This window comes from Bacillus sp. FSL R5-0560 (assembly GCF_037966305.1).
In the GTDB taxonomy this organism is placed as follows: Bacteria; Bacillota; Bacilli; order Bacillales; family Bacillaceae; genus Bacillus; species Bacillus mojavensis.
Genome location: NZ_CP150195.1, coordinates 2011209 through 2023915, shown reverse-complemented (window position 1 = coordinate 2023915; position 12707 = coordinate 2011209). Strand labels below are relative to the sequence as shown.

Annotated in this window: 15 protein-coding genes and 3 pseudogenes; 3 read left to right on the top strand and 15 right to left on the bottom strand. The window is 38.0% G+C overall.

Annotated features, from left to right (window positions below; translation table 11 throughout):
* Nucleotides 1-30 precede the first annotated feature (30 nt).
* Nucleotides 31-849 carry an aminoglycoside N3'-acetyltransferase gene (gene aacD, locus NST56_RS10720; protein ID WP_339181919.1) on the top strand — a complete coding sequence of 273 codons (819 nt, stop codon included), beginning with the start codon at nucleotides 31-33 and terminating at the stop codon, nucleotides 847-849.
* A gap of 101 nt (nucleotides 850-950) precedes the next feature.
* Here the strand turns inward: aacD and NST56_RS10715 are convergent, their stop codons facing one another.
* Both NST56_RS10715 and NST56_RS10710 read right to left on the bottom strand, forming a co-directional pair.
* Complete coding sequence (locus NST56_RS10715; RefSeq protein WP_339182167.1) at nucleotides 951-1586, bottom strand: SMI1/KNR4 family protein; 636 nt, start codon at nucleotides 1584-1586, stop codon at nucleotides 951-953.
* Nucleotides 1587-1935: 349 nt separating this feature from the next.
* Nucleotides 1936-2028 carry an amidase domain-containing protein gene (locus tag NST56_RS10710; RefSeq protein ID WP_326333486.1) on the bottom strand — a complete coding sequence of 31 codons (93 nt, stop codon included), beginning with the start codon at nucleotides 2026-2028 and terminating at the stop codon, nucleotides 1936-1938.
* A 334-nt stretch (nucleotides 2029-2362) separates the two neighbouring features.
* On the opposite strand from NST56_RS10710, the gene NST56_RS10705 reads away from it, so the two are divergent.
* Nucleotides 2363-2686 (top strand): hypothetical protein, encoded by a 324-nt coding sequence (locus NST56_RS10705; RefSeq protein ID WP_339181915.1) that lies wholly within the window; start codon nucleotides 2363-2365, stop codon nucleotides 2684-2686.
* 451 nt (nucleotides 2687-3137) lie between these two features.
* Here the strand turns inward: NST56_RS10705 and glnA are convergent, their stop codons facing one another.
* The 13 genes and pseudogenes from glnA to NST56_RS10640 form a co-directional block, all read right to left on the bottom strand.
* A complete protein-coding gene (gene glnA / locus NST56_RS10700; RefSeq protein WP_024121509.1) occupies nucleotides 3138-4472 on the bottom strand; it encodes a type I glutamate--ammonia ligase in 1335 nt (444 codons plus the stop codon).
* A 57-nt stretch (nucleotides 4473-4529) separates the two neighbouring features.
* Nucleotides 4530-4937, bottom strand: a complete 408-nt coding sequence (gene glnR, locus NST56_RS10695) for a transcriptional repressor GlnR (RefSeq protein WP_010334345.1) — start codon at nucleotides 4935-4937, stop codon at nucleotides 4530-4532.
* A gap of 109 nt (nucleotides 4938-5046) precedes the next feature.
* Entirely contained in the window at nucleotides 5047-6312 is a 1266-nt protein-coding gene (locus tag NST56_RS10690; RefSeq protein WP_326197010.1) for an aminotransferase class I/II-fold pyridoxal phosphate-dependent enzyme, read from the bottom strand.
* Nucleotides 6313-6329: 17 nt separating this feature from the next.
* A complete protein-coding gene (gene hflX / locus NST56_RS10685; RefSeq protein WP_339181911.1) occupies nucleotides 6330-7592 on the bottom strand; it encodes a GTPase HflX in 1263 nt (420 codons plus the stop codon).
* A gap of 133 nt (nucleotides 7593-7725) precedes the next feature.
* A pseudogene (locus tag NST56_RS10680) lies at nucleotides 7726-8151 on the bottom strand (stage V sporulation protein K); the annotation flags it as partial.
* Nucleotides 8117-9817: a recombinase family protein gene (locus NST56_RS10675; protein WP_339181908.1), complete on the bottom strand. Its 1701-nt coding sequence runs from the start codon at nucleotides 9815-9817 to the stop codon at nucleotides 8117-8119. The pseudogene NST56_RS10680 and the gene NST56_RS10675, both read right to left, overlap by 35 nt.
* Before the next feature lie 87 nt (nucleotides 9818-9904).
* Nucleotides 9905-10051 (bottom strand): hypothetical protein, encoded by a 147-nt coding sequence (locus NST56_RS10670; RefSeq protein WP_339181905.1) that lies wholly within the window; start codon nucleotides 10049-10051, stop codon nucleotides 9905-9907.
* On the bottom strand, nucleotides 10048-10647 hold the full coding sequence (locus NST56_RS10665; RefSeq protein ID WP_339181902.1) for a hypothetical protein: 600 nt from the start codon (nucleotides 10645-10647) through the stop codon (nucleotides 10048-10050). Before NST56_RS10665 ends, NST56_RS10670 begins: the two co-directional genes overlap by 4 nt.
* A 383-nt stretch (nucleotides 10648-11030) precedes the next feature.
* Nucleotides 11031-11282: a hypothetical protein gene (locus tag NST56_RS10660; protein ID WP_216394200.1), complete on the bottom strand. Its 252-nt coding sequence runs from the start codon at nucleotides 11280-11282 to the stop codon at nucleotides 11031-11033.
* Complete coding sequence (locus tag NST56_RS10655; RefSeq protein ID WP_064814932.1) at nucleotides 11279-11452, bottom strand: hypothetical protein; 174 nt, start codon at nucleotides 11450-11452, stop codon at nucleotides 11279-11281. The genes NST56_RS10660 and NST56_RS10655 overlap by 4 nt, the downstream gene beginning before the upstream one ends.
* Nucleotides 11453-12001 carry a hypothetical protein gene (locus tag NST56_RS10650; RefSeq protein WP_268422004.1) on the bottom strand — a complete coding sequence of 183 codons (549 nt, stop codon included), beginning with the start codon at nucleotides 11999-12001 and terminating at the stop codon, nucleotides 11453-11455.
* Complete coding sequence (locus NST56_RS10645; protein ID WP_339181896.1) at nucleotides 11982-12527, bottom strand: hypothetical protein; 546 nt, start codon at nucleotides 12525-12527, stop codon at nucleotides 11982-11984. The genes NST56_RS10650 and NST56_RS10645 overlap by 20 nt, the downstream gene beginning before the upstream one ends.
* Nucleotides 12524-12644 (bottom strand): annotated as a pseudogene (locus NST56_RS10640) (hypothetical protein). Before NST56_RS10640 ends, NST56_RS10645 begins: the two are co-directional and overlap by 4 nt.
* Here NST56_RS10640 and NST56_RS10635 point away from each other — a divergent pair.
* Nucleotides 12607-12688, top strand: a pseudogene (locus NST56_RS10635) (hypothetical protein); the annotation flags it as partial. The pseudogenes NST56_RS10640 and NST56_RS10635 overlap by 38 nt on opposite strands.
* Nucleotides 12689-12707 lie beyond the last annotated feature (19 nt).

The following is a 12707-nucleotide window of genomic DNA, read 5'->3' as shown; positions in this document are numbered from 1 at the left end:
ATAAGAGGTTATAGATAGGAGATGAACTAAATGAAAAAAATAGTAGAAAGTACAACTTTTCCAAGAACTAAACAGTCTATAACAGAAGATTTGAAAGCTTTAGGATTAAAGAAAGGAATGACCGTACTTGTACATTCCTCCTTATCATCTATAGGATGGGTAAATGGTGGGGCTGTTGCTGTAATTCAAGCATTAATAGATGTTGTTACTGAAGAAGGTACCATCGTGATGCCTTCTCAATCCGTGGAATTATCTGATCCAAAAGAATGGGGAAACCCTCCCGTACCAGAGGAGTGGTGGGATATTATTAGAGATAGTATGCCAGCCTATAATTCTAACTATACCCCCACTACTAGAGGGATGGGGCAAATAGTAGAGTTATTCAGGTCTTATCCAGAAGTTCAAAGAAGTAATCACCCAAACTACTCTTTCATAGCTTGGGGAAAACATAAAAACAAAATCCTTAATCAACATCCTTTAGAATTCGGACTGGGTGAACAATCACCTCTGGGGAAACTTTATATACGTCAATCATATGTTTTACTATTAGGTGCTGATTTTGATAGTAGTACCTGTTTCCATCTCGCTGAGTACAGAATTCCTTATCAAAAAATTATAAACAGGGGTGCACCTATGATAGTAGAAGGTAAAAGAGTATGGAAAGAATATAAAGAACTTGAATTTAGAGAAGAACTATTTCAAGAAGTCGGTCAAGCGTTTGAAGCAGAACATAATATGAAAGTTGGTAAAGTGGGTTCTGCTAATTGTCGCCTTTTTTCACTTACAGAAGCAGTGGATTTTGCTGAGAAATGGTTTATTAATAATGATAGTAAAAATAAAAAAAAATAGCTTGGTCTATCTACCAAATGAGTTTAGTAAAACTTTTTTAAGCTATCGGGTTCTTTAGATTAAAAATGACAGTCATCTTTGCACTTATAACGTTGGCGACCTTATCGCTTACCATAATGTACGACTGACATCAATACGTCAGCCAATTCAAAAGCCATGTCTCCTTCTGTCCCTGTGGCATTATGTTTAATATTGTTCAGCAACCACTTTAGGTATTCGACACTTTGGATTGGAAAAAGAGAAATCCTATGAATCTCCATAGGGTTCTTATTAGCAAGAATTTTTTCGACTTCTTCCTTCTGAATAGCATCCGGATCATCTGAATTAATACTATAAATTTGATCAAAATCTGCATTTTCGTCATCCTGAACCTCTTCGTACTCATGTATATAGAGTTTAGATAAAAATTCACCAAATGAATCTGAAATCTTAAAGTCATTATTTAATTCAAAGTCAAAGTAATGAACAGGTGGATTTTGATTAGTTTGGCGATAATCCAATGCAACCCAATTATGTCCATCCCCCTGTATTAACAATAATCTTTGTGGTAGCCCCCACTCTTTTATTAGATATTCACTTTCTAAGATCCCCAGATCCTTTCCTAGTCCTCTAATATGATCAACTTCGATATGATCGTCTGCCCAAGATGTTTCCTGATCTGTTGGGAATGCATTAAAATGAATCAATCCACCATTTTGTTGAACGATCAATTTTTTATATGCTTCGGGCAAATTCATTTTCAACTTTTTTCGATCTTTTTTATTTCTTCTTCTCTAATGTCTTTTAACCTAAAAGGATCATAGTCACTGTTCTTCCAAATCTCACTCATTGTTATTTACCTCCTATGGCTATGTGATTCTCTAAGGCTTATACCTAATTAAATTTGGAAAGTTCCATTAAAGTTGTGATAAAAATAAAACAGGCGTTGGTGATTTTTCACTTTTGAGATGTAGCTTGAAACAGTCATGACAAAAGATGAAACACCGGGTTACAAAGGAAAGGTATCGGCTTTCATTTTTATACCGCCAGGTTCTAAAATATAGTTTCTAAATGAACCTGCATTAATCCATGCATTTGTATGAGGCTTCACTCTTTGAAATAAGGCATTAAACCAGCTCTTAAAGCCTGAGATACAACGTTAGTACAGTCTCCATTTTTATAATTTTCATTTGGAGACAAAGCATAATTGTCAGCGTATTCCTTGGCTTTCCAACGATTATATCCTTTTACAGCAGATGCAGATGCAGAGACTTCCGATCCGTTGATCTTTTCTAATTCAGATTTTTGTTGCGTTGACAGTTCCTAATTTTTCTTCAATTTCTTGCTTGTAATTCTTTATATTTGACGAATCGTCACCTTCATTCCCATAATGAGGCGTAGAAGTTTTTTTGTCTTAGATACCACTTTGCTTTCTGATGAAAGACTTTGTTTCTTGGAAGCATTATTATCCTGTATCTACTTTTTCTTCACCAAAAACAGAGTTTCTAACATTATAGGCCGCATAGGAGGAAAAATGAAAAAAAGGATCAAAACATTGCTATCTGTTTTAGCAACAGTATTAATCATATTAATTTTAATGCCTCCCCTTTCACCAGTTTTGTTCAATATTTCTTCAGAAAAAGGAGCCATTAGACACGAAATCTATAAAATGGGATACCCCTATCAAAGCTATTTCACAATTCTTCAAAAAAGGGAAAGTGACAAATCATCAGGAAGTCTTTATTCTTTGATGTTATTTAATGCTTGGAAAAGTGAAACTGGTCAAACTCCTTATCTCTGTTATTCAAAGAAAGTAACAGAGGACGAATACAAAGTCAATTGCGGAACAGCACCTTAATTAGTTAAAAGCCCCTCTCTATGAGAGGGGCTTTTTCCACCATTTTTATGTTACATTAAAATATTCAGAAGCAATCAATCTATACTAGGATTTAACAAATAATATATTCCTGATTTCTAATCCACATGAGGGGTTACATTATATTCTGTCCTGAGTTTCATTTTTAAATCTTTTGTTTTGTTAACTCCAGTATATAATTTATACTTTTTACCTAAATACAACCTTCCAGACGCATTATTACTATCAATCAACGGTTGGTCATGCCCTCCGTAGCACTCATGCTGTGTGTTCAATGAATATTTACGAGGATTATATCTCCACAATTATGGAGTAATTTTTTATTGTTTTTTTGTGGGTGTTTTGTGGGTGGTCTATGATTTATATTAAGTTATTAAAATTGTTAAATAATCAAAAAATCCCCTGACACCAATAGTGCCAAGGGATTGAAAGATTAATACTGAGACATATACTGTTCGCGCTCCCAAGGATGAACTTGTGTGCGGAACATATCCCACTCGATTTCTTTTGCTTCGATGAAGTGCTCGAATAGGTGCTCGCCCAGGGCTTTGACCATCACTTCGTTTGATTTGAATTCGTCTAACGCTTCAGCCAGTGTTGCAGGCAGGTCGACGATTCCGTTTTCCATGCGCTCTTCTTTGCTCATCACGTAGATGTTGCGGTCGATTGGAGCTGGTGCTTCTAATTTGTTTTTGATTCCGTCTAAACCTGCAGCAAGCAATACGCTCAGGGCAAGGTACGGATTCGCAGCTGGATCTACGCTACGCACTTCAACACGTGTGCTGATGCCGCGGGAAGCCGGAATACGGATAAGCGGGCTTCTGTTTTGCGCGCTCCATGCAACGTAGCAAGGTGCTTCATAGCCAGGAACAAGACGTTTGTAAGAGTTCACTGTCGGGTTTGTTACTGCTGTAAAGCTTGTTGCATGCTTCACGATACCTGCAATGAAGTGTTTCGCTGTTTCACTTAACTGAAGATCTGCGTTTGCATCATAGAATGAGTTAACGCCATCTTTGAAGAGTGATAGATTGCAGTGCATACCTGAACCGTTCACACCGAACAACGGTTTTGGCATAAATGTCGCATGCAGACCGTGTTTGCGGGCAATTGTTTTAACAACTAGTTTAAACGTTTGGATGTCGTCACAAGAACGGACTGCACCAGCATATTTAAAGTCGATTTCATGCTGACCAGGCGCTACTTCGTGGTGAGATGCTTCGATTTCAAAGCCCATCTCTTCAAGCTCAAGAACGATATCGCGGCGGCAGTTTTCTCCCAAGTCAGTTGGAGCTAAGTCGAAATATCCGCCTTTGTCGTTTAATTCAAGAGTCGGTTCGCCTTTTTCGTCTAATTTGAATAAGAAGAATTCAGGCTCAGGTCCTAGGTTGAAATCACTGAAGCCCAGGTCTTCCATTTCTTTCAGAATCCGTTTTAAGTTGTTTCGCGGGTCACCTTCGAAAGGTGTGCCATCCGGATTGTAAATATCACAGATGAAACGTGCTACTTTACCTTTTTCAGCTGTCCATGGGAAGATAACAAATGTATTTAGATCAGGATACAGGTACATATCTGATTCTTCGATGCGAACGAAACCTTCAATAGAAGATCCGTCAAACATGACCTTATTATCAAGTGCTTTTGGAAGCTGGCTTACAGGAATCTCAACGTTCTTGATTGTTCCAAGAATGTCGGTAAATTGCAGGCGGATGTACTTGACGTTTTCCTCATTTACTAATTTTACGATATCTTCTCTTGTATACTTTGCCATTTCGTAAAACTCCTCCTCTAAAAGGTAAATGTATATAGCAAAACAGTTGCTAACGGATTAATGAAAGAAGCGGGACATGTCGCCTTGACGGAATGTATTTCCTCTTTGAAAACGGCCGGCTTGCATAAGCTCGTTTTTCAGGAGCTGTCTCAGTTCGTCATCAGACAGATCATGTTTCATTGGTTTCTTCGTCTTCTCATTTTGTTTCTGTTCCGGCTCAGCCGAAGCTTTCGCCAGAATTTGTTTAATTCCTGCCATGTTTACACCTTGTTCAATCAGGTGTTTAATTTCTAACAGTTTATCTACATCGTGAAATGAGAATAATCGTCTATTTCCTTCGCTTCTAGCTGGAAATATCAGTCCATTTTCCTCATAATACCGAATTTGTCTTGCTGATAATTCGGTCAATTGCATGACAATTCCTATTGGAAATAAAGGCATTGAGCGGCGAATGTTATCACTCATCTCAATTTCCTCCTTTTCTTAACTTAGTTTCATTATAGGTGATGTTATATTTTGTGTCAACAACATGTAAGGATTCTTAACATGAAATTCAGTGAAAATTTGAAACTATTCAAATTAATTTCTTATCCATTAAAGAATCCACTGCACTGCATATGGCGTTTTTCACATGCGCATAGGTTAATCCTCCCTGGACATACGCTACATACGGCGGGCGGATAGGGCCATCAGCTGATAATTCAATGCTTGCTCCTTGTATAAATGTGCCCGCTGCCATAATCACATCGTCCTCGTATCCAGGCATGTAGCTCGGATAAGGAGTTACGTGAGCATTGATAGGCGACGCATATTGAATCGCCTGACAAAAGGCAATCATCTTTTCTCTGTCGGAGAACTCTACAGATTGAATTAAGTCTGTTCTTTTCGCGTCCCAGCTCGGGTTAGATGTGAACCCCAGTTTTTCAAGAAATCTGGCTGTAAACACCGCTCCCTTTAAGCTTTGAGATACAACATGAGGTGCCAAAAAGAAACCTTGGTACATTTCCTGGAGCGAGTACAGCGACGCTCCGGCTTCCCGGCCGATGCCCGGTGAAGTCATTCGATATGAACAAGCCTCGATCCATTCAGATTTCCCAACGAGGTACCCGCCTGTTTTGGCTAGACCGCCTCCCGGATTCTTGATAAGAGATCCCGCCATGAGATCAGCGCCTACATGACAAGGTTCAAGCTCTTCTACAAATTCTCCATAACAGTTGTCCACAAAAACAATAAGGTTTTCATTGATTTCCTTTACAAAACGGATCATTTCTTTAATTTCACTAATTAAGAAAGAAGGACGATTGGCATATCCTTTTGAGCGCTGAATGCCGATCACCTTTGTCTTCGGATTGATAGCTGCAGCGACAGCATCGTAATCTACTTTTCCGTCTTCAGTCAGGTCAACCGCATTGTAGCCGATTTGGAAATCCTTTAGCGATCCAGAATTTTCTCCGCCTCTGACGCCGACAATTTCTTCTAACGTATCATACGGCTTGCCTGTGATATAAAGCAGCTCGTCCCCCGGTCTGAGGACACCGAATAAAGCAATGGAAATCGCATGTGTGCCTGATATAATTTGAGGCCTGACAAGCCCGGCTTCGCCCCCAAACACATCTGCATAAATGCTTTCAAGTGTATCTCTTCCGATGTCATCATAGCCGTATCCTGTAGACGGCGTAAAATGAGTGTCGCTCACCTTGTGTTTTCTATAGCTTTGAAGCACTCTCCATTCATTGCGTTCACTGATTTCTTCTATTTGTTTATGAACGCCGGCAATTTCCGTTTCCACTTCCATTGCTGTTTTTTTTAATAAATCTCCGTGTGTTAAAGTTTCGAACATGTCCTTGTATTCCCTTCTTACATATACTTCTTCAATTCACCGATGATACTTTGCTCTTCTTGTACAAATCCTGATATGTCGTACTGTTCGTTTTCTTCATTAAAATTAAAACGGTCAACCATCGTTTCGGATTTGATTCTGGAGAGAAGCTTGCCCTCACTTGCCGGTACCTGCGCTTCAAAAGGCGTTAACATTTCTTGGCGCAAATAACGCTGGATGGCTTCTTTAAACTTTTCAGCATCCTCCTCAAATCTCGCACTGACCATGATATGATTCTTCCCAACGGACGGGATAAAGTCAGGCAACTTTTGATCGCGTTTATTGTAAGCCGTCAGCACCGGGATATCATCTGCTTCAAGCTCTTCCAGCAAGCGAAGCACCGTTTTTTCGTGCCCTGCGTAATCCTCATTTGAGGAATCAATCAGATGCAGAATCACATCCGCTTCTTTTACTTCTTCAAGCGTTGAGCGGAATGCAGCGATCAGTGTCGTCGGAAGATCTTGAATAAAACCGACCGTATCTGAAAGGAGCACGCTGTAGCCGCTTGGCAGCACCATTTTTCTGGTCATAGGGTCCAGTGTGGCGAACAGAAGGTCTTCTTCATAGCTGTCAGCGCTTGTCAGGCGGTTAAACCACGTTGATTTCCCCGCGTTCGTATACCCGACAAGAGCGATTTGCAGCACACCGTTTTTCTTTCTTCTTTCACGGTAGCGGCTTCTATGGCGAATGACGGCGGATAACTGCGTGTTAATTTCGTGAATGCGATTTCTAATATGGCGGCGGTCGGTTTCCAGTTTTGTTTCTCCCGGTCCTCGCGCGCCGATCCCTCCGCCTTGCCGGGAAAGGTTGATCCCCTGTCCCGTCAGACGCGGGAGCGCATACTGGAGCTGCGCCAGCTCAATTTGAAGCTTTCCTTCCCGTGTTCTTGCTCTTTTCGCGAATATATCTAATATCAATTGCGTGCGGTCGATGATTTTCACTTCAATCGTAGTTGCCAAGGACTTTAGCTGACTTGGTGACAGTTCATCATTAAAAATAAGGAGATCGGCTTCAAGCTCTTCAACGAGCGCCTTCAGCTCTTCAACCTTCCCTTTTCCTATATATGTAGCTGCGTCGGCCCGGTTTCTTTTTTGCGTGACGCTGGTCAATACCGTTCCCTCTGCTGTTTTTGTCAGTGATGCAAGCTCTTCCATGGAATTTTCAAAATGCTCATCTGTGATATGCGGCAGCTGACATCCGACTAAAATGGCCTTTTCCTGTCTTATTTCTTGTTCGTTCAAATGGATGTTCCTTTCTTTTGCATATTGTGGGCAGTAGTATTATCATACCAAACCCTGCATGTGTATACCACAAAACGATTCCTGCGAAAAGCAAGAAATACATTAGAAAAAAAGACCTCTCACAGCAAGAGGTCTATACCGAGCCAGCGGCGTCTTCTTTAATTGAGAGATCTTGGCTTTTAATGGTCATCAAATCGCTTTTTAAGTATTGGTCGCCCATTAGAAGTCTCATAGCTTGCGCTCTAATCGATTTTTCAATGACATTTCTGACAAAACGGCCATTGCTGAATTTAATGGGACTTGTTGTGCTTTTGACTGTCATTAAGTAATCCTTTAATTTCCATTCAGCTTTCTGACTGAGCTGGTATTCCCGTTCTGCGATCATTCGTTTCGCAATTTCCATAAGCTGGTTGACAGAATAATCCGGAAAATCGATGGAGATGGGAAATCTGGATTGGAGACCGGGATTCAATGATAAAAAATGCTCCATTTCCCGTGAATATCCGGCAAGAATTAAAATGAATTCATGCTGTTTGTCTTCCATGTGCTTGAATACGGTTTAATCTTTTATGCGAGTTATTAAACTCCCCTCCCTGCTCGCTTTTAAGAAAATCCACATGGCTGTTTTCGTTGTTGAGCGAAGAGCTTTTCCATACAACCTCCATATGATCATCATCAAACAGAGTAACCCTTTCAATAAAGAAATCAATAAATTGCCGCTTTTCTTCTATTGTAATTTCTTCTTTAATCATTTTAGAAAACGAAGTAATATACTCAATCATTTTTTGTTTCTTATCTTCAGTTTGTTTGTTCGCAGTCAATTGTGAGTTGATTATTTTAATCTCATTCTCAATATGTTCTTTGTTTTGTTCCAATGGCTGAGACAGCTGATCAAACATGCTTTCTTTGATTTTTCCTTTTCCAAAAAGAATTACGTAATTTGCAATTTCTTCATCTATCTCATTTAGCTGTTTTTCTAATCGACTTACCTTTTTCTTGAGTTCTTCAATTTTCTTCTGATTAGACGCTTCCTCTAAAAAGGATTCTAAAAATTCTTCTGGGTTCTTCATCAGTTTTGCAAACCAGTTCCAAAAAACCCCGTCTACAATATCAACTCTCCAATTCTTTCCTTTACAAGAAACAACTTTCTTGCCATTCTGATATCCTTTTGCATTCTTAGCTCTACAAGAATAATATTTATAAACACCGGACTTAGTTTTAGAGGTTATTCCTGAGCCACATGCCCCTCCACAACGTCCACATTTAGCTTTACCTTTTAACAAATAGTCTCTTGTCGCTCGACTTCGTCCCTTAAAGTTGCTTTTTAATTGCTCAATAATTTGCTCTCGTGTTGCTTTGTCCCACATTGGAGGTATTTTTATCAATATCCATTCGTCTTTATTTGTTGGCACCTGTTTTTTCTTACCGTTAATTTGAACAACTTTTGTCTTTCCATAATAAAAATCACCTGTATAATCTTCATTCTGTAGCATTCTACTTACAGTCGCTTGATACCAGGTTTTTCCGTTAGGAGCAGCAACCCCCCTTCTTGAAAGCTCTTTAGCTATATCATTTGAGGACATTTTTTTGTTTAAAAGCAAATCCTTCATTTCAAGCAAAATTTCTTTTTCTTCTTCGTTGTACTCAGGAAGATCTGTAACTGTGTTAAATTTGTACCCGTACAACCTTTTAAATGAGGGGAACTCCCCTTTCTTAGCTTTAGCCAATCTCCCTCGCTTTGAGTTAGCATGGATTTTCGCCTTATTGTATTGGGCAATTGAACCTTGAATGTTGTACATCAGCATTGATTCAGGATCATGAGGATTAACTTCAAATTCAATAAACTCTATATCAACACCCATACCCCATATTCTTCTTGATACCACACCCTGTAAGGTGTTATCCCTAGTTAGACGATCTGGGTGTAATACAATGAATTTTTTCCCTAGCCCTTTTTCTAATAAATATAAAGCGTGATTTAGAGCTGGCCGGTTCGGATCATCTCCCATGCCACCTGGCTCAACTAGTGCAATTAATTCGCTTTCTTTATATCCAAACTTAGATATAGCCCTTTCTTTACATCTCTCTATTTGTGATTCAATAGAAAAACCCTTATTAGCTTGATCTGTTGTTGAAACCCTGGCATAAATCAATGCATTTATTTTACCAATCAAATGCATTATATTGTCCGTGCTTAGCTTTTGATCTCCCTTTAATATAAGCAATAGAACATAACCTCCATATTGCTTTATTTTTTATGTCTGTATATAAGTACGAGTATACCATGGAAAAACTGGCATACTCGCTTTGTCTTACGCCTTTTTATACTTGTACATTAAAGTAGCTGCAAATTCATAAAATTCCTTAGATGATATCACCTCTTTAACCCAATTTTCCACATCCTTATTTATAATTGTGGTTACCTTATAGTTCTCTGGGCATTCTCTTCTTTTGCTCATTGATGTACCACTCCCTTAGATGACTTGTCATCAATGTATGAACTGAGTGGGTTGTCCAATAACTTGGATTTCTTTATCAAATCATCGCAAAGTTTGTTTAGATAATATGTATAATTCACTTTCTTTTTCATCCAGCGCACTTCTGTACCGATCTCTTCACAGATCGCAATCGGGATACTGGACTTGTTAACTTTATTCTTATATGTATGTTCCAACTGTTTTTCAGCTATGTTCTTATATGTAAGGAAATCATCAATATGTACGAAATAAACCTTGTTCTCAGGCTCTCTAAATTGAAACAGAAAGCCAGGGATTATGTTTGGATATTGTGTTGCTTCCTTTAAATATTTAATCTGCTGCGGCTTTATAATCTTCTCGCTGAAGGAAATGGATTTGTTCTTTGTCGACTTAAGCTCAAAGGGGAACAAGTATCCGTTAAAATGCAAAAAACAGTCATATTTGTTTTTTGATACTGCTGCCCCCCTTTTCAAGAACATTGGATTAACATCTTTAATCCGGTAGAAGAACAACTTTTGATCTGCTGCAGATTTTTCAATGTTCGCTTCAAAAACTTTCCCTTGATTGTTTGCTCCCAATCAATCACTCTCCTAATCTATATTGAAGGTAAAATATGTATGTGTTAAAATTGGTCTTACATTTGTTAATTGAGGATAATAATCCAGAAAGGTTGATTAATATGAACCTTTATTTAGTTCCGGCGCTCGTTATTTCACTTTGTTTGAATGTGGTTTTATATATTCAATTAACAAAGAATAAAACTGCTGAATCCACTAAAATAAGATGGAAAGAAAGGATAGGACTTAACAATCCCTTAACCGCTTTGATTTGGGCTTTTCTTTGCATTTCAATAGTGTTAAGTCTCTTTGGCTTATTAGTTGGACTTTTCAATTCATAAACACCTTAACTCATCCACTAATTTTATTTTTATTCTAAATAAAAGACCGATTTTATCTATAATTCAAAACAAAATATTCTTAATTTTTATCATGTGATCTAGCTCTTCTTTAAATGTTTTACATTTATCCTTGTCAATCTCTTTACCTGTTTCATCTAGGAGCTTACCTTCGTCTGTGATGACACATGTCTGTCCGCAAAATTCAATCCCATTAGATTCAATTAGCTTTATGAAATCATCATAAGTAAATTCAGTTCCATCTTCGTTAAACAGCGCTCCTTCAATATGTAATCCAATTGTTTTTACATTTTTCATTGAAACAATCCTCCCCAAATTACTCCTGCAGCTATAGCAGCTATAAAGACAGAAACAAATTTCATTATTATGAAGAACTTGATATGCTTTGTTTCATCTTCAGTTAAGTTCAAATCTGATAAAGCGAATAAACCAAACATTATCAACAAAATCCAAGCTGTTACAATCATCTACTTAGAACCTCTTTCGACTGTGTAACCACCGGTAATGTCATTTAAGATCGTGCTACTTGATGAAAGCTTTTTGCTCTCACTATCTTTATTTTTAGTGTAATTAATGAAATCATCGAACTGGATCAAATACACTCCGTAAGCTGTGTTATTCAATTTATAAACGGTATCGTCACTTGGTTTCGAAAACCAGCTTTCAGTACCTTGGCCATACACTTCAAAAATTTGAACAATCTCGTCCTTATACTCAAAATAAGCCAGCTTATTTTCAAATTCACATTCCTCATCAACTGGATTTCCTACATGATTTGTCGCATATTCCATCATTGAAGTAAGCATGTAACCTAATTCAACGTCCGAGAAACTTAGTTGAGGCTTAGGTGTTCCATAATAAATATCAGCCTCATTTAGAGATCCCCTCTGATTAACTTCTTTAATGATCTCTTCAATAGCGGTGTAGCCTTCATGAATGATGAAATCTCTTCGCATCTCGTCTCTTCTTTTGTATTCCTCTAAGAAACTTGTTATCTTAAACTCTGCATTTTTCATTTAAATCCTCCTTGTATGAACCGATTATTTCTTGCATTCGTTGAAAGAAAGTAATAATGCAACCTCTAGCATCAAAGGGGTATTCGCAATCAATTTCAGCACTGGATATGTATATTTCATATTCAATGCTCGATATTAGTTGAGCACTATAGGGTAGTTCGACTTGTAAGTACCTTTTCAGATTAGGTAGCTGCTCATTGACATACTTCAGAAACTTCTTTTCATAGTCAGGAACCTGTTCATATAGTTTGTTTACAAGCTCTTCAATTGTATCTGTTTGTACTTTGTAGAGGTTCTCGAACAGTGCTTTGTTTATTTCCATCAGCTCACTTAAAGCTTTTACGGTTTTCTGATTTCCAGTCAGAGTAACTCCCCACCATTCAATTTCCTGTGAAATGTTTTCTTGCATTTGTCCCCATAAGAAATTGCTATTGAATCCTCTTAGTTTATTAATAAGTTGAACCGCCTCGATATGTGAGCCATTACAGAAATGAATATCTGTCTTGCTCCCTAAACTATTGTTCATTGTTGGTTTAACCTCCTTAAACGTTCAACTTCAGCAACTAGCCATTCTGCTCACCTTGGTCGATTTAAATTGCCGAGACATTACTTCAACAAATTTCTTAACTTCTTCAAATTCAATTTCTTTCATTGAGTTTATCCCTTCTAAATGAAATCAACATTTTATTTAAACTATTCTCAAACA

Bases quoted from the DNA above. Each gene is read 5' to 3' on its own strand.
- aacD (WP_339181919.1), top strand. From the start codon at position 31: ATGAAAAAAATAGTAGAAAGTACAACTTTTCCAAGAACTAAACAGTCT.
- NST56_RS10715 (WP_339182167.1), bottom strand. From the start codon at position 1,586: ATGAATTTGCCCGAAGCATATAAAAAATTGATCGTTCAACAAAATGGT.
- NST56_RS10705 (WP_339181915.1), top strand. From the start codon at position 2,363: ATGAAAAAAAGGATCAAAACATTGCTATCTGTTTTAGCAACAGTATTA.
- glnA (WP_024121509.1), bottom strand. From the start codon at position 4,472: ATGGCAAAGTATACAAGAGAAGATATCGTAAAATTAGTAAATGAGGAA.
- glnR (WP_010334345.1), bottom strand. From the start codon at position 4,937: ATGAGTGATAACATTCGCCGCTCAATGCCTTTATTTCCAATAGGAATT.
- NST56_RS10690 (WP_326197010.1), bottom strand. From the start codon at position 6,312: ATGTTCGAAACTTTAACACACGGAGATTTATTAAAAAAAACAGCAATG.
- NST56_RS10670 (WP_339181905.1), bottom strand. From the start codon at position 10,051: ATGAGCAAAAGAAGAGAATGCCCAGAGAACTATAAGGTAACCACAATT.
- NST56_RS10660 (WP_216394200.1), bottom strand. From the start codon at position 11,282: ATGAAAAATGTAAAAACAATTGGATTACATATTGAAGGAGCGCTGTTT.
- NST56_RS10655 (WP_064814932.1), bottom strand. From the start codon at position 11,452: ATGATTGTAACAGCTTGGATTTTGTTGATAATGTTTGGTTTATTCGCT.
- NST56_RS10650 (WP_268422004.1), bottom strand. From the start codon at position 12,001: ATGAAAAATGCAGAGTTTAAGATAACAAGTTTCTTAGAGGAATACAAA.
- NST56_RS10645 (WP_339181896.1), bottom strand. From the start codon at position 12,527: ATGAACAATAGTTTAGGGAGCAAGACAGATATTCATTTCTGTAATGGC.